14 protein-coding genes and 1 pseudogene are annotated in these 15,603 nt (G+C 39.1%); 9 read left to right on the top strand and 6 right to left on the bottom strand.

Going from position 1 to position 15,603, the window contains the following annotated elements; all coding sequences use genetic code 11:
- The first annotated feature begins 69 nt into the window (after positions 1-69).
- From BEN71_RS06850 to BEN71_RS06825, 6 genes are read left to right on the top strand one after another with little or no spacing between them, the layout of a single operon-like run.
- Positions 70-417, top strand: coding sequence for a hypothetical protein (locus tag BEN71_RS06850; protein WP_068975877.1), 348 nt, complete (start codon positions 70-72; stop codon positions 415-417).
- Positions 417-971: a hypothetical protein gene (locus tag BEN71_RS06845; protein ID WP_117276774.1), complete on the top strand. Its 555-nt coding sequence runs from the start codon at positions 417-419 to the stop codon at positions 969-971. The genes BEN71_RS06850 and BEN71_RS06845 overlap by 1 nt, the downstream gene beginning before the upstream one ends.
- On the top strand, positions 964-1,206 hold the full coding sequence (locus BEN71_RS06840) for a hypothetical protein (RefSeq protein WP_068973999.1): 243 nt from the start codon (positions 964-966) through the stop codon (positions 1,204-1,206). Before BEN71_RS06845 ends, BEN71_RS06840 begins: the two co-directional genes overlap by 8 nt.
- A complete protein-coding gene (locus BEN71_RS06835; RefSeq protein ID WP_068973998.1) occupies positions 1,193-1,741 on the top strand; it encodes a DUF262 domain-containing protein in 549 nt (182 codons plus the stop codon). Before BEN71_RS06840 ends, BEN71_RS06835 begins: the two co-directional genes overlap by 14 nt.
- Positions 1,738-1,920, top strand: coding sequence for a hypothetical protein (locus BEN71_RS06830; RefSeq protein WP_193925001.1), 183 nt, complete (start codon positions 1,738-1,740; stop codon positions 1,918-1,920). Before BEN71_RS06835 ends, BEN71_RS06830 begins: the two co-directional genes overlap by 4 nt.
- Positions 1,920-2,213 carry an SMI1/KNR4 family protein gene (locus BEN71_RS06825; RefSeq protein ID WP_068973997.1) on the top strand — a complete coding sequence of 98 codons (294 nt, stop codon included), beginning with the start codon at positions 1,920-1,922 and terminating at the stop codon, positions 2,211-2,213. Before BEN71_RS06830 ends, BEN71_RS06825 begins: the two co-directional genes overlap by 1 nt.
- On the opposite strand, the gene BEN71_RS06820 is transcribed toward BEN71_RS06825, so the two are convergent.
- Positions 2,206-3,222 (bottom strand): tyrosine-type recombinase/integrase, encoded by a 1,017-nt coding sequence (locus BEN71_RS06820; protein WP_068973996.1) that lies wholly within the window; start codon positions 3,220-3,222, stop codon positions 2,206-2,208. The two genes, BEN71_RS06825 and BEN71_RS06820, sit on opposite strands and share 8 nt — an antisense overlap.
- A 278-nt stretch (positions 3,223-3,500) precedes the next feature.
- Between BEN71_RS06820 and BEN71_RS06815 the strand changes: the two genes are divergently transcribed.
- Both BEN71_RS06815 and BEN71_RS06810 read left to right on the top strand, forming a co-directional pair.
- Positions 3,501-4,202 carry a VIT1/CCC1 transporter family protein gene (locus BEN71_RS06815; RefSeq protein WP_068973995.1) on the top strand — a complete coding sequence of 234 codons (702 nt, stop codon included), beginning with the start codon at positions 3,501-3,503 and terminating at the stop codon, positions 4,200-4,202.
- Positions 4,203-4,319: 117 nt separating this feature from the next.
- Positions 4,320-5,363, top strand: a complete 1,044-nt coding sequence (locus BEN71_RS06810) for an NAD(P)H-dependent flavin oxidoreductase (RefSeq protein ID WP_068973994.1) — start codon at positions 4,320-4,322, stop codon at positions 5,361-5,363.
- Positions 5,364-5,406: 43 nt separating this feature from the next.
- Here the strand turns inward: BEN71_RS06810 and BEN71_RS06805 are convergent, their stop codons facing one another.
- Both BEN71_RS06805 and dusB read right to left on the bottom strand, forming a co-directional pair.
- Complete coding sequence (locus BEN71_RS06805; RefSeq protein ID WP_068973993.1) at positions 5,407-5,913, bottom strand: DinB family protein; 507 nt, start codon at positions 5,911-5,913, stop codon at positions 5,407-5,409.
- 103 nt (positions 5,914-6,016) lie between these two features.
- Positions 6,017-6,994: a tRNA dihydrouridine synthase DusB gene (gene dusB, locus BEN71_RS06800; RefSeq protein WP_252152076.1), complete on the bottom strand. Its 978-nt coding sequence runs from the start codon at positions 6,992-6,994 to the stop codon at positions 6,017-6,019.
- Positions 6,995-7,493: 499 nt separating this feature from the next.
- Between dusB and BEN71_RS06795 the strand changes: the two are divergent.
- A pseudogene (locus tag BEN71_RS06795) lies at positions 7,494-7,903 on the top strand (hypothetical protein).
- A gap of 97 nt (positions 7,904-8,000) precedes the next feature.
- On the opposite strand, the gene BEN71_RS06790 reads toward BEN71_RS06795, so the two are convergent.
- From BEN71_RS06790 to BEN71_RS06780, 3 genes are read right to left on the bottom strand one after another with little or no spacing between them, the layout of a single operon-like run.
- Positions 8,001-9,398 (bottom strand): efflux transporter outer membrane subunit, encoded by a 1,398-nt coding sequence (locus tag BEN71_RS06790; protein ID WP_068973992.1) that lies wholly within the window; start codon positions 9,396-9,398, stop codon positions 8,001-8,003.
- Between the two features lie 17 nt (positions 9,399-9,415).
- On the bottom strand, positions 9,416-12,508 hold the full coding sequence (locus tag BEN71_RS06785) for an efflux RND transporter permease subunit (RefSeq protein WP_068973991.1): 3,093 nt from the start codon (positions 12,506-12,508) through the stop codon (positions 9,416-9,418).
- On the bottom strand, positions 12,505-15,600 hold the full coding sequence (locus BEN71_RS06780; RefSeq protein WP_068973990.1) for a multidrug efflux RND transporter permease subunit: 3,096 nt from the start codon (positions 15,598-15,600) through the stop codon (positions 12,505-12,507). Before BEN71_RS06780 ends, BEN71_RS06785 begins: the two co-directional genes overlap by 4 nt.
- Positions 15,601-15,603 lie beyond the last annotated feature (3 nt).

Below are 15,603 nucleotides of genomic sequence, written 5' to 3'. Positions count from 1 at the left end.
TATTCCAATAAAAGAATAGGCTCAAATTTAACGGTAATTATTTATTTTAATAGAATTATGGTGGTTGTGATGGAAATTAATCAATTAAAACCTGCTGAAATTATTCGCGATGAGATGGGAACTTGGTCACACCCTACTTACCTTGCTTACTTAGATAAATATCATTCGGATGACGAAGTCATCTCATCAGAAGCATGGGGAGCAATGCTGGATCATTTCAATATTGAGACAGTTATCTTTTATTTAGAAAGCTCTGTGTCTTCTGATGATTGGGAAATCATGATGGACAATTGCGATATTACAAAATGGGATCCGATTGCACCAAATGGATTTTTCTTAATTGATATTAACTTTAGTGAAGATGATGCATACGCGCTTTTCGCACGTGAAATTCGTAAAAAAAGTGAGGTTGCGTGATGGATATTAAAGGAATGCCAACATTGGCAGAGAAACAATCATTTTGGGCTGAGCAATTACCAAATTTCGAAGCAAAATATTGGTTGACAGACCGTGCTGAAGTCCTTGTTTTTGATATGGAGCAAGGTAACTATGTTGTAAAAGATGGTCTTGATCCGATTTATAAAGATGATGCAAATGACACTTTTCACCGTGTGAATACTGGTTGGGCGATGTGGTTAAAAGCTATTAGTTTTTCTAAAGCCCAAGCCATCCCGGAAGGTTTTGTTTTGGTGCCGGTTAAAGAAATCAAAACCTGGTATTTAGATGAAAGCGAAAATATCTATCGTGAAGACCCTGATTGGCTTTGTGATACACCAGTCGGTGAGGTCGTAGAGGTTGAGCATCGTATCTCATATGAATTAGATCAAGATCCAGTTTTTGCTGCTATTCAATGGGATGATGAAAATGACGATATTGGATATTACGAAATTTTCAAAACAAAAGAAGAGGCTGAAAAAGTAGCGGCATACTGTAAAGCCATGATCAAAGCACAGGAGCAAGGGCATGAGTGATCAATGCGTGAACACTGGCAACTGGTTAAATATGTGTGCATCTTTAAAAGAAGTAACCACCAATCATTACGGTGATATTGAAGCGCAAGTTATGACGATTAGAGATCGTGAATCTTCACGTCTTGAAATTGTCGCAGGTAGATTTAAGAAAAATCGTGTTGCTTTAAATTATTGCCCTTTTTGTGGTGCAAATATTATGACTAAGCATAAGGAGCAAGGGCATGAAAATAAGTGAATTTAATGCTCTTATCAAACCAATTGAGCGCCCTATTCGTAATTTTCACTGCGGTTTTAATTATCTTGAAACTTGGATTCAAGGTGAAAGTGAATATTGTGCAGATGGTATTGATTTTAATCCCGACTTCCAGCGTGGGCATGTTTGGACTGAACAGCAGCAAGTAAATTTTTTAGAGAATGTGCTTCGTAGAATTGTAGATGAAAGCGGCTTAACTATTCGCTTTAATAATCCTGCTTGGCGTGAAGTTGATTTAAACGGTGACCTTCCTGAGCAGACTGTTTGTGTTGATGGATTGCAGCGACTCACTGCTATTCGTAAATTTATTAAAGGCGAATTAACAGTATTTGGAATCAAGCATAATGATCTGCCGATGCGTGTGATTTTGCGAGATTTGCGAATCGTTATCCAGATGTACGATTTTCAAAATAAAAAGGATCTTCTGCAATTTTATCTAGATATAAATAGTGGTGGTACTGCTCATACTAAAGTTGAATTAAATCGAGTGCGGGCTTTGATGGGAGCAATAGCATGATGGACTTTGACTGCCCCTACTGTTCATGGGGTATGAATCGAGAAGATATTAACAATCAAGTGCATGAAGATGACCATATTGGTGAATGGGATATTAAGTGCACAAACTGTAAAAAAGATTTGGTTTTAACTGCTGAGCCGAGTATCGATTATTGGGCTTACAGAAAGGAGGAAGGTTGATGGGGTCATTTAAATATCTTATTACTGTTGAAAGCGATACACCTCCTCAAGTGATGCTTGGTCAAAGTGCATTTGGTGGTGAGATTGTTGGCTTGGAAATGGAAAAAATACCCACTCTTGTGTCCGTAGCATGGCTTGTTGAGAAGTACGGGATGGCAAAAACAACAATCATTAAAAGATTGGATGGATTTAATCAGGGATCTGATGGAAAGTTTTTGTACGACTCCAAAACAGCAATGGCAATCTTGAGTCAAAATCCTAAAAGTAAACGTGGTGCTAAACGAGTCAATTAGACTCGTTTAGCATTTTGCTTATTTCTGTGGCTGTTGGGTTGTAGTAAGTATTAATCAAAATACCAATAGTTTTATGCCCTGTAATCTTTGCCAACATTTCAACTGGAATTTTTCTTTTTCTCACCATCCTTGTTATTCCCTCATGCCTTGTGTCGTGAAAATGGAAGTCAGTTAATCCAATTTTCCTTATTCTATTTCCAAACATATTCTGAAAAGTTGTACTACTTATATCTAATAGCTTTTCAGATCCATTGTTGGGAATGAGCTTTAAAAGTTCTTTTGCGCTATCTAATAATGGAACGTCTCTAGCATCTCCATTTTTAGTCATTGGTAAATGAATATAGTCCTCATAAATATCTGATCGCTTGATCGAAAGTATCTCACCCTGTCTCATTGTTGTTTCAATTGCGAATAAAAATACCCATGCAATAAAATGCTCTTGTTTTGATGGTACTTGTCCAATTTGATAATCATGAGCATCAAGAATTAAAGCAATTTCTTCTTCACTGATTCGCCTATTTCTTGCCTTGGGTTGGGATGGTTTAGATACTAGCGAGAAAGGATTTTTATCAATCAAAAATAATTCTTTCTGAGCATAAGAAAAGATTGCTGAAAATAAAGAAATATCCCTCAACACAGAGGCTGAGCTAACTTTCTTTAATCTTGAATTACGCCAATCAGTAAGTATTTGTGGCGTAATATCATGAATTGATGTTTCAGCCAGAATTGGATAGGTTTTGATAAATTGGCTAATTGATATTTTAATGAATCTTTTTGACTTAAGAGATTTACCAACTTCTTCATAATATTTAGACATTAATGCGGAAAAAGGATAATGTTGTTTGATATCCTCCTTGAGATGCTGATTTGTTTTTAATTCGAGCAACTTGAGCATCGCCCATTGCTCACATTCTTTTTCAGTATCTCGCGTTGCGCTTATTCTTGTACCATTAAACATGAGCTCAATTCGATAAGATTCACCGCGTTTTCTAGGTTTTGGAAGCTTCATTTTGGGCGTAAACTTGGCGTAATTGGTTGAACATTTTAACGTAAAATATAACCAAAACACTAAAAATGTCCAAAAATATTAAAACAAAATAGATAAACACAATGCTATTGAGATTCATTTATTGGAATAAGTTTATGATTTTAAAGATTATAAAACCAAGCGTTTTAAAAAGTGCATTTTCAAAAAATGCACTTTTAATAGGAGCTTTTTTATTTTTATCATAATTTTTATCATATACTTAGTTCTAAATATTCTTAAAACATGACTGAGTTATCACTATGCCGCATTCTCATCATTTAGAACAACACTTTATACAACGTACAGGTTGGTTAAGAGCAGCCGTTTTAGGTGCAAACGATGGCATCATTTCTGTCACCAGCTTAGTGATGGGTATGGCAGCCAGTGGTGCTTCAAGTCACACCCTTTTAATTACCTGTATTGCAGGCTTAATTTCTGGTGCAACTTCAATGGCTGCTGGTGAATATATTTCAGTTAAATCTCAATCTGATATTGAAGAAGCTGATCTAAAAATTGAAGCTAGAGAACTCGAAAAAAACCCACATTTAGAGCTTAAAGAGCTCACCCAGATCTATATACATCGTGGTTTAGACCCTGAACTTGCACACCAAGTTGCAATCCAACTCTCAGCAAGAGATGCTTTAGAAGCGCATGCCAGAGATGAGATTGGAATCAATGAAATGACCACTGCCAAACCAATTCAAGCCGCAGCATCTTCCGCCCTTTCATTTTCAGTTGGGGCACTTTTACCCACACTCGCCATACTATTTAGCCCAGAAATTTATCTGAGTAAAATTGTACTCGTCGTCGGAATACTTTCTTTAGCATTTTTAGGTGCATTATCTAGTTATTTCGCAGGGACATCCATGCTCAAAGGTAGTTTACGTGTTGCAGTTTGGGGCATTCTCGCAATGATTTTCTCAAGTTGGATCGGTTCTTTATTTAATGTCTCAACCGTTTAATCATTCATGCAACCGCATAAGATGTATTTTAAATGTATTTAATTAATAAATATTGAACATAATTTGCTTATTGTTAAAAGCTTCGGCAAAGTTAAATCAAACTGAAGGAGTTAAAGTATGTCGCTACTAAACCAATTAGGAATTAAACATCCGATCCTGCTCGCGCCTATGGCAGGTGTCTCGACTCCTGAATTAGCTGCTGAAGTTTCCAATCAAGGTGCTTTAGGTTCATTGGGTCTAGGGGCAAATTCGGTTGAAACAGCGAGACAGCAAATTTTAGCGACGCAAGCACTGACAGATAAGCCATTTCAGCTTAACTTTTTTTGCCACGAATCATGTCCAACGGATGTCGAAGCCAATCTAAATTGGATTAATTATTTAAAACCTGAATTTGAGAAATTTGGTGCGACACCACCGACTGAGTTGAAATGTATTTATCCAAGTTTTAAAGACAATGATGATTATTTAAATCTTTGTTTAGAAACGAAACCCAAAGCAGTAAGTTTTCATTTTGGGATTCCGCACAGCAATCAAATAAAAAGATTACAAGATGCTGGTATTATTACTATGGTTTCAGCGACCAATTTAATTGAAGCGAAATCAATAGAAGCTGCGGGTATTGATATTATCATCGCGCAAGGTACTGAAGCGGGCGGTCATCGTGGTATTTTTAATGCAAATATTGATGGCGCAATTAAAACAGCTGACCTCGTTCAATTGATTAAACGTCACTGTTCATTACCTGTCATTGCAGCAGGCGGAATAATGAATGGTGCACAAGCAAAAGCTATGATGAAAATGGGGGCTGATGCGGTTCAACTCGGTACAGCATTTGTTCAATGTAAATCATCAAATGCCAATGCTGCGTATCGCCAAGCCCTATTCGACCAACCCATTACTCAAATAACAGCAACAATTTCAGGTCGACCAGCTCGTGGTCTAATTAATCATTGGCAAGCTGAAATTGATCAAGCAAATCGTCCCGATTCTGCACCCTATCCATACGCTTATGACATTGCTAAACAATTAAATGCTTTAGCCTTAAAAAATGACGATGTGGGTTATGGTGCTTTCTGGGCAGGTTCAAATGTGGCACAAATTCGACAACTTGAAGCACCTGATTTGATTAATCAATTGGTTGTGGAAATGAATCACGCTTAAATCCAACATAGTAAATCTCAAATAGACGTTGTTACAATAACGTCTATTTGCTTCGCTGATTTTCAGAAAGCATATACACCAAATCCAGCTCAGGACATTCATAACCTAAAGCGGTTATCGCTGCTGTGATCTGCCCGCGGTGATGGGTACCATGATAAAAAACATGCATCAATGTTGCTGCAAAAGGCAAACTCAATTCTTCACCATTGACCCGTCTATAGGTTAAAAGCCCATCTAAACGTGGCTGAGTTAAAGACTCAATAAAAGCGATCCATTGATAAGACTTTTGTTGTAGTTGTAAAAGACACTTCTCTTTGCTCGGCTCAACAATATCTGTCAATTTTAGCGCAGGCGAAATCCCTTCAGCAAAGCGTGGATACCATAAATAATGCTCACCTAATAATAAGTGATTGACCGTACCAAATATACTTTTAAAATAAAGACCTATATCTTTGTAGAAATCTTCATCAGAAACATGTTCCAGATGAAGACAAAGTCGATTTGTTGCCCAAATATTGTATTGAGCCATAAGTAATAATTGTTGTTTCATGACTTTTCCTTTTGATTATGAATCACCTAAAAGACAATTCACTTTCATTTTCACACAACTATTCCTCAAATCACATCTGCTAAAATCAGATCTCATCCACCACTCATTTTGTTTCTAACAAATTTACTTGTTCCACTTGCACATCACTCATGATATTTCCTTGATCCAGCAAGTGATTAAAATAGTCCTCAACCACCTTAGCTTGCTCAATCGTGCTTTCAACTTTATACATATTTTGACGGAACTCATTGCTTGATCGTAAACCTTTGGTATACCACGCAATATGTTTTCGAGCGATGCGACAACCTGAGTATTCACCATAGAACTGATACAACTCAGCTAAATGCCCAAGTAAGACATCTTTCACTTCTTGAATATCAGGTGCAGCTAAATGTTCACCTGTTTTTAAATAATGATCAATTTCACGAAAAATCCACGGACGACCTTGAGCTGCACGCCCAATCATCACCGCATCAGCACCTGTATAATCCAACACATATTTGGCTTTTTCAGGACTGTCGATATCACCATTGGCAATCACAGGGATCGACAACATGCTTTTGACTTCTTTAATCAAACTATAACGTGCTGTATTTAAATACATATCTTCACGAGTACGTCCATGCAAAGCGAGCGCTGCAATGCCTGCTTCCTCTGCTCGTTTGGCAACTCGCATAATATTTTCATGACCATTTAAAAAGCCCAAACGGGTTTTTAATGTCACAGGAACATCCACCGCAGCAACCACCGTATCCAAAATTCGTGCAACCAAATCTTCATCTTTAAGCAGTGCTGAACCTGCAAGTTTATTGCAGACTTTTTTAGCAGGACAACCCATATTGATATCGACAATCTGCGCACCATTGGCGACTTGATAGCGTGCCGCCTCGGCCAGTTGTTCAGGTTCTGAACCTGCAATTTGCGCTGAAATTGGGGCAAGTTCACCATCAAAATTAGCACGATACAAACTTTTTTTGGTCATACGTAAAGTTTGATCAGAGGTCATCATTTCACTGACCGCATGCCCAGCGCCAAAGTATTTACACAGTGTTCTAAATGGACGATCAGTCACACCTGCCATCGGCGCGACAAATATAGGAGAATGCTTTGATCGATCGAATAAATCAGCAATAACATTGTTTTTACTCAATTTTAAATTTCCTGTATTCTCAAACATTTTCGCATATTTCAAAGTATTCACTGCTTAAAGAGTGCTACAATTTTTAATATTGTAGCATTTATAAAAATTGTAGCACGAACATAGGGATAGACATGAACGATTACAAAACGTCAAAAGGTTGATAAAAGATTTACGAATACAGCTCATAGACGTATCAAGCATCAGGATAAAACCACATTCAATAAAACTAGAACTTTTGCCAAAGAATCACTTGCGAAAGAATTGATTAAACACTTTGAAGAGGAGATACTTGTTAACCCCGCTATTCTAAATCCTGAAGTTCGAGTTGTGTCAAAAACTTTAGAACAATTTATCTTGTGGGCTTAGGAAGATAATATATCCAAATATATCGTAACCTATTAATATAAAATATAAAAATAGATATTATTAGTGTTCTAAAATTACAGAAGCGAAATTCAGACAAATTATTCACTCTTTTACCATGGATTTTACTGCTACTGACACTGCAGAATTAGCCAATATTTATGTCCGTTCCAGCAAATGAAGCTTCATTAAAATTCATAATAAAATAGCCAAGCTTGTGAATAAAATTCTACTTTTGAAGGTGTGGTTGAACTTGATGATCTTACTTTGGGCACGTCGTGTTCGTGGTAAATGAAATTGAATCGTTTTGAAGATATGCCAAAAAGCGTTTAATTAAATTCAATGGAATTAACAAGAAAATGTTGTTATCTGCATCTTAAAGAGACTGAATATCGCTTCAATCATAGGCACCGTAATTTGTACCTCAATTTGCTTAAACTGCTCCATAAAAATCATTTTCAGCTTCCTAAGCAATTAATTTTTTAAATCCTTCTAAACTTAAGTATTTCATATTTTAACTTATCCATGTGAAAGCCTTTTCATTTCAGCATATATCAAAACTCAAATATCTTAACGCCCCATCTCATTTCACTCTTCCCCCTAATGCTGCAACCAACTGCGCCGTATTATTTAACTGCGATTGCTGTAATTGTAAAATTGTTTGCTCAGCCTGTAATCTGAGATTTTGCGCTGAGATCACTTCCAAATAGCTCACTAAACCTGCGTTATAACGTCGCATTGCCACTTGCTCATTTTCAATTGCCAAAGCCAATAATTTGTTTTGTTCAACTTGTTGCTGTTTAAAACTTGATGCCTGTAATAAAGCATCTTCGACTTCTTTCCAACCTGTTAATATCGACTGTCTATAAGCTGCTAATTTTTCAGCATAATGTGCTTGTGCCTGTGCGATTTCAGCATCACGTTTACCACCATCAAAAAGCATCGCTGTCGCTTGTAAACCTGTAGACCACAAATAGTGTGGTGATGAAAAAAGATGACTAAAAATTTGGCTATTTACACGGCCATTTAGACCTATCGTCAGATCTGGTAACCATGCTGTCTGTGCTAGACCCAATGCTGCATGTGTGCTTGCCAATTCTCGTTCTGCACGAATCACATCAGGACGTTGGATTAATAATCGACTTGGCAGCTGTGTTGGAAGCTGTGGAACAGTCAAAGTCTGCTTTTGTTTCCTTAATTGGAATTGAGCAACGCTTTTGCCTTGTAACACAGCCAAAATATTTTCTTGTAAATTTCGATCTCGTGTAGCTTCAATCTGCTGAATTTGTACCTGTTTTAATTGAGTTTCTGCTTGAATCACATCAGCACGTGCGATCATGCCTGCATGATATTGATTCTTTAAAATCTGAACTGAACGTAGATAACTTTTTTCAGTTTGCCCTAGTACATCTGATTGTGCATCTAGTACACGAATCGTCCAATACGCTTCTGTCGCTAAAAGCTGTTGATTAAGTTTAATCGCATCCAAATCCGCTTGATTCGCTTCAAGATTGGCTTGTTGCCCTTCGATGGCTTTCGCCACTCGTCCCCACAAATCTAGCACCCAACTGGCTTGAACACCTAAGTCAAATTGACTACTTGTTGAGGTGTTTTTTGCGCCATTACGGTTTGCAGAACTCGTTGCAGTAATATTGGGGATACGATTGGCACGTTGTATCTCAAGTAAAGCCTGTGCTTGCTGATAACGTGCTTCAGCTTGCTTTAATGTGAAATTTTCTAGATTTAATTGTTGCATCAATTGGCTTAAGACAGGGTCTTGATAAATTTCCCACCATTGCCCAGCAGAAATTTGAATGGTTGAGGTTGGTGTCCAATTTAAATCTGCATATTTATATTGATCATCTGCTTGTACAATTGGAATCTGATATTCAGGCGGATGTACGACAACATGAGAACTACATGCGGTTAAAATGAGTATGCAACTGAGGCTGATCACATTTTTATAAACTAAACTTTGCATCATATTTCCTATTTCCCTCAACCAATTACATGCACTTTTTTCGATTTTTTAAAAAATTCAGCACTTTTTTCTAAAACTAGATACAACACAGGTGTGGTATATAAGGTGAGTAATTGCCCAAGCGCCAAACCACCTACGATCACGACACCTAAAGGCTGACGTAATTCAGCACCTTCGCCCCAACTGAGTGCCAATGGAATAGCACCTAATAACGCTGCGGTATTGGTCATTAAAATGGGTCTAAACCGTAGTTCCGCAGCTGATAATATGGCTTGATTGGCTGATTTTCCTGCCCGCCTTTCCTTCAAAGTAAAATCAATCAGAAGAATGGCATTTTTCACCACAACACCAATCAGTAAAAACATGCCCAACAAAGCGATTAAGCTAAAATGAAAACCGAATGTCCACAGCGTCAATAATGCCCCTAAGGCAACTGCGGGGATGGTGGATAAAATCGTAAACGGATGTACCACGCTTTCATAAGTCACGCCTAGAACAATATAAATTAACAAAATCACCGCTAAAATCAGCACAGGTGTAGTTAATCCACTTTGTAAGCTTTGAGCTTCAGCCTCTTTATCACTGGTCATAAATATTTCGTTTGGTAACATGACGTCAGGTAAAACTGAACGAATCGCAGCATCGGCTTGTTCATTGCTATATTCAGGTTTAACCACATAGCCAATGCCCATCGCTGCATACTGATTACGGCGGTAAACTCGATCATTGCTGATACCATAAGACCATGTGGCAAAATTACTCAGTGGAACTGATTCACCATGCTGATTGGGTACGCGGATATGTGCTAATGATTCAGGCTGTTCAGTAAAGCGTTTATCGACTTCCATCACCACATGAAACTGTTGCGTTTGATCATAAATCGTTGAAATTTGACGCTGTGAAAATGAGTTATTTAACACACTGGCGATACTTTCTATATTTACCCCTAAGCGTTGAGCAGCCTCACGGTCAATATCAAGCGTTACGTGTTGTGCACCTTCATCCCCCATGGATTCAACCTCTTCAAGTTGAGGTAGTTTTTGCATTGCCAAAGCAACTTTAGGTACCCATTCACGTAACAAAGCCACATTGTCAGATTGCAAAAGCAACATATAATCCTGACCACTGCCACCAAATGGATCATCAAGTTCGAGTTCCTGTTTTACACGTGCCGAAAAAATTGCGCCTGCCTGCCACGGCGCATTTTGTTTCAAACGCTCGACAACATCATGCGCACTTTGACCATCGCGTTCTGCTTTAGGTTTTAAACTCACCATCAAAGATGAATTGGTTGTACCACCTGAACCTCCTGATGTACCTACGACATTTTGCACAGCAGGATCTTTTAATAAGTACGCACTAAAAGCCGCAATTTTGGGCTGCATAATTTGAAATGAGAATCCATCATCGCCCCGAATAAATGCATCAACTTGCCCTGTATCTTGCTCAGGTAATACACGTTTAGGCAAAGTCTGATACACATAAACAGAACCTGCGATTGCACTGATCCACAATAAAATCGCCAGATAACTGTGTCTGAGCATCCATTTTAATGAGGTGATATAAGCCTGATTAAGCTTCTGCATCCAACGATGACTATATTGATATAAAGTTTGAGCTTGATCGTTTGGCAATGGTTTCAAACAACGTGCCGATAAACTTGGTGTAAATATTAAAGAAATGACAACAGATAAAATAACGATGAACACTAAAGTTAAAGAAAATTCTCTAAATAAACGCTCAATCACACCGCCCATAAACAAAATAGAAATAAAGATCACCACCAAAGCCAAATTCATGGCAATTAATGTTGTCCCAACTTCCTGAATGCCTTTTAATGCAGCTTGAATAGGTTGCTCACCTTGCTCAATATGACGCTCAATATTTTCAAGCACCACGATTGCATCATCAACGACAAGTCCAATGGCAACAATGACCGCCATAATGGACAAATTATTCAGTGAGAACCCTGCCAAATACACCAAACTGCTTGCACCAATCAACACTACAATCAAAGCAACAGCAGGCACCAATGCACTTTGTACTCGTCCAAGCATCAAAGCCACCACAATCACCACTAAAATGATCGAAAATAATAAGGTCTCTCGTGCTTCGTCCAAACCTGCCCGAATAATTTTCGAACCATCCATTACTGTGGTGAGTTTTGCATCCTCAGGCATCATCATTTGTAATTCAGGCAATCTTTGTTTAATTTTCTCAATGGTTGCAACTGTATTAGCATTGGGTTGTCGGCTAATTTTAATAATGACCGCAGCTTGACCATTATGAAAACCACTGACATAACGGTTTTCTACTGAATCTTGAACCTCTGCAACGTCTTTTAACCGTACAATCGTTTGAGCACTTTTATGAATAGGAAGATTGGCAAAATCTTCAGCTGTTTTTAATTGGTTTGAAAGTGCCACTTGCCAACGTAATTGCTCAGTTTCAATCACACCGAGTGCTTGTGTACGATTGCTTTTAACAATCGCTTCACGCACCTGTTCTAAACTTACCCCTTGTGAAATCAGCGCATTGGGATTTAAGGTGATCCGCACCGCTGGCATAGAAGCACCATCAATCGAAACTTCCCCCACCCCACTCAATTGTGCCAAATTCGGCTGTAACAAATCACTGGCAACTTCGTATAATTTACCTGCCGATAAATGCTGTGAACTCAATGCCAAATAAAAAATAGGACTTTGACTTGGATTCACTTTGAAATATTCAGGTGGACTTGGCATACCTGAGGGTAACTGAGACATTGCAGCATTAATGGCGGCTTGTACTTCTCTTGCGGCTTCATTAATATCTGTTGCCAAATCAAAATGTAGCACCACTTGCGCTGAACTTTGACTGCTTGACGAGTTAATGGCTTTCACCCCAGACACGCCCATCATGGCACGTTCCAGTGGTGTTGCTACTGTAGCAGACATACTCTCAGGGCTTGCCCCAGGTAAACTTGCCCGCACCACAATGGTTGGAATATCTGCTTGGGGCAAGGCTGCAACAGGTAAGCGCAAATATGCCAAAACACCTAATAGTACAATTGCAATGGCAATTAGCACACTTGCAACAGGTCGATGAATAAAGGCTGAGAGTAATTTCAAGACTCTCTCCCAACATCATCGCTTACAAATGAGCTTGCATCTGATTGGCTAAATGACTGCTGTAAGCGATCGAAAAACAAATACACCACAGGTGTAGTAAAGAGTGTCAGAACCTGACTGAGCAACAATCCCCCCACCATGACAATGCCAAGCGGTTGTCTCAGCTCCGCCCCCGCCCCTGATGCCAACATCAATGGAATTGCCCCGACTAATGCCGCTAAAGTGGTCATTAAAATAGGACGGAAACGCATGAGTGCTGCTTGGTGAATTGCCTGTTGAGGCGATAAACCTTCATTACGTTGAGCAGCTAAGGCAAAGTCCACCATCATGATGCCATTTTTTTTCACCAAACCAATCAACAAGATAATGCCAATTAAAGCGATCATGTCTAAAGGTCGATTGACCATAAACAAGGCGAGTAAAGCTCCAATTGCTGCTGAGGGTAATGTGGAAAGAATGGTAATAGGATGAATAAAGCTTTCGTACAAAATTCCCAATACGATATACATAGTGACAATCGCAGCAATCACTAACCAAAATGTATGTTGTTTTGAATTTTCATAGGCTGCCGCAGCACCTTGCAATTTCACTTTGACATCTATCGGTAAATTGAGTTTTTGTTCAACTTGATGAATCACCTGAATTGCATCACCCAATGCCACGCCCTGTGCCAGATTAAATGACACCCCATTGGCTGGAAATTGTGATTGTTGTTGTAGCAGAATTGGTACACGCTTTTGAACAATTGTTGCCACTGAACTGAGTAGAATCGGTTCACCATTTTTATTGTGGATATAAGTCTGTGCGAGAGCATCAAAACCTTGTGTCACCTCTGGAGCGAGTTCCAACACGATGCGGTATTGGTTCGACTGCGTGTATAAAGTGGCAATTTGTCTTTGTGCAAACAAGTTTTGCAGCGCTAAACTAATGTCTTCAATATTTAAATCTAAACGTGCTGCTGCATCACGATTGACATCAATAAAAGCTTGTAAGCCTAATCCGCCACCATCACTAGTGACATCAGCAAATTCAGCCTGTTTACGTAAAGCATCAACTAAAATAGGTGTCCATTGCTCTAAATCTGCACTGCGAGTTGCAGTAAGACTCAATTGATATTGCGTTCGGCTAATTTTATCTTCAATACTCAACTCTTGCACAGGCTGCATCCAGCCTTGAATACCTTTGACTTGATCAAATTCTCCTCGCAAACGAGTCATCACTTGTGATGCGGGATCACGTTCAGCATAAGGTTTCAGATTAATCAGGATTCGGCCATTACTGAGCTTCGGATTATTAGCATCAATACCAATAAAGGAGGATAAACTTTCAACCGCAGGATCTTTTAAAATTTGTTGTGCCAAAGCCTGTTGACGTTCACTCATGGCTTGGAACGAAATATCATCAGGTGCTTCTGTGACGACCTGAATCACACCACTGTCTTGTACAGGGAAGAAACCTTTAGGAATCATCCAATACATGACACCTGCCAACATGACAGTACTCAACATCACGACCAAAGTGAAAGTTTGATGTTTAAATACCCATTCTAAACCTTTGCCATATTGCTGAATCACCCAATCCAAACTCCATCGGCTACGTGAAGCCCTGTGTTTCGTATTTTTAAGTAAATAAGCGCACATCATCGGAGTAAGCGTGAGAGAAACAACCAAAGATAATGCTATAGCCGCTGCTAAAGTCACGGCAAATTCATGGAATAAACGCCCCACGACATCGCCCATAAACAATAAAGGAATAAGCACGGCGATTAACGATATAGTGAGTGAAATCAGGGTAAAACCAATTTCTCGTGAACCTTTGAGTGCCGCTTGTAACAAGCTTTCGCCTGACTCTCGATGTCGGGCAATATTTTCCAACATCACAATTGCATCATCGACCACAAAACCTGTGGCAATAGTCAGCGCCATGAGGGTTAAGTTATTGACTGAGAATCCTAAAAAGTACATTAAAACAAATGTACCGATAATCGACAGCGGTACGGCAATACTCGGAATAATGGTGGCAGAGAGATTTCTTAAAAATAAGAATGTCACCATCACCACTAGGCATACTGCAAAAACTAATTCTTTTTGCACATCGTGAATCGAACTACGAATACTTTCAGTTCGATCAGTCAAAATACGAATTTTGACATTTTCAGGTAAGTTTTGTTGTAGTTCCGGTAAAACTTGTTTAATTTGATCAGCAACTTGAATCACATTGGCATTCGGTTGACGTTGCACATTCACTAAAATTGCAGATTGGCTGTCTGCCCATGCTGCCATATAGCGATCTTCACTACCTTCGATAATGGTCGCAACATCTTTAAGGCGAATGGGTGCTCCATTATTCCAACGAAGAATTAAAGCTTCATAATCCGCAATTGAACGAATCTGATCATTAGCATCCAACATTGTGCTACGAAATGGTCCATCAAAACTACCTTTTGGCTGATTTGCATTGGCAGAATGAATGGCAGATCGAACATCTTCAGCACTCATTTTATAACTCGCTAATGCAGTTGGATTCATTTGCACTCGGATTGCAGGTCGCTGTCCACCAGCAAGACTGACCATTCCTACACCTGTCAATTGCGACAGCTTTTGCGCAACTCGAGTATCCACCATGTCATATACAGTGGTTAAGGGTAAGGTTTCTGAGCTAATCGCAAGGGTGATCACAGGAACATCAGCAGGATTGACTTTGCGATAGATCGGTGGCGTAGGTAAATCACTCGGTAACTTACTACTTGCAGTACTTAATGCAGACTGAACTTCTTGCTCGACGACACCCAATTCAGCACGGAGATCAAATTGTAATGTAATCACAGATGCCCCAACTGAACTATTGGAGGACATCTGTTTTAAGCCTGCTATTTTCCCCATTTCACGTTCAAGTGGTGCAGTAATGGTTCGTTGTACAGTGTCTGGATTTGCACCTGGCTGAAAGGTATACACCTGAATAATTGGATAGTCCACTTGCGGTAACGCAGATACAGGAAGCATTCGCCAAACAAGCAGACCACTGACTAGCAATGCCAACATCAGAAGCGTTGTTGCTACTGGACGTAAAATAAAGAACCTTGAAATATTCATGAT

The sequence above is a fragment of the Acinetobacter wuhouensis genome, assembly GCF_001696605.3.
Lineage (GTDB): Bacteria > Pseudomonadota > Gammaproteobacteria > Pseudomonadales > Moraxellaceae > Acinetobacter > Acinetobacter wuhouensis.
This window is presented reverse-complemented; position numbering and strand designations above follow the sequence as displayed.

Coding starts and splice junctions, on each gene's coding strand:
- BEN71_RS06850 (WP_068975877.1), top strand. CDS start 70: ATGGAAATTAATCAATTAAAACCTGCTGAAATTATTCGCGATGAGATG.
- BEN71_RS06845 (WP_117276774.1), top strand. CDS start 417: ATGGATATTAAAGGAATGCCAACATTGGCAGAGAAACAATCATTTTGG.
- BEN71_RS06840 (WP_068973999.1), top strand. CDS start 964: ATGAGTGATCAATGCGTGAACACTGGCAACTGGTTAAATATGTGTGCA.
- BEN71_RS06835 (WP_068973998.1), top strand. CDS start 1,193: ATGAAAATAAGTGAATTTAATGCTCTTATCAAACCAATTGAGCGCCCT.
- BEN71_RS06830 (WP_193925001.1), top strand. CDS start 1,738: ATGATGGACTTTGACTGCCCCTACTGTTCATGGGGTATGAATCGAGAA.
- BEN71_RS06825 (WP_068973997.1), top strand. CDS start 1,920: ATGGGGTCATTTAAATATCTTATTACTGTTGAAAGCGATACACCTCCT.
- BEN71_RS06820 (WP_068973996.1), bottom strand. CDS start 3,222: ATGAAGCTTCCAAAACCTAGAAAACGCGGTGAATCTTATCGAATTGAG.
- BEN71_RS06815 (WP_068973995.1), top strand. CDS start 3,501: ATGCCGCATTCTCATCATTTAGAACAACACTTTATACAACGTACAGGT.
- BEN71_RS06810 (WP_068973994.1), top strand. CDS start 4,320: ATGTCGCTACTAAACCAATTAGGAATTAAACATCCGATCCTGCTCGCG.
- BEN71_RS06805 (WP_068973993.1), bottom strand. CDS start 5,913: ATGAAACAACAATTATTACTTATGGCTCAATACAATATTTGGGCAACA.
- dusB (WP_252152076.1), bottom strand. CDS start 6,994: ATGGCAGGTGTGACTGATCGTCCATTTAGAACACTGTGTAAATACTTT.
- BEN71_RS06790 (WP_068973992.1), bottom strand. CDS start 9,398: ATGCAAAGTTTAGTTTATAAAAATGTGATCAGCCTCAGTTGCATACTC.
- BEN71_RS06780 (WP_068973990.1), bottom strand. CDS start 15,600: ATGAATATTTCAAGGTTCTTTATTTTACGTCCAGTAGCAACAACGCTT.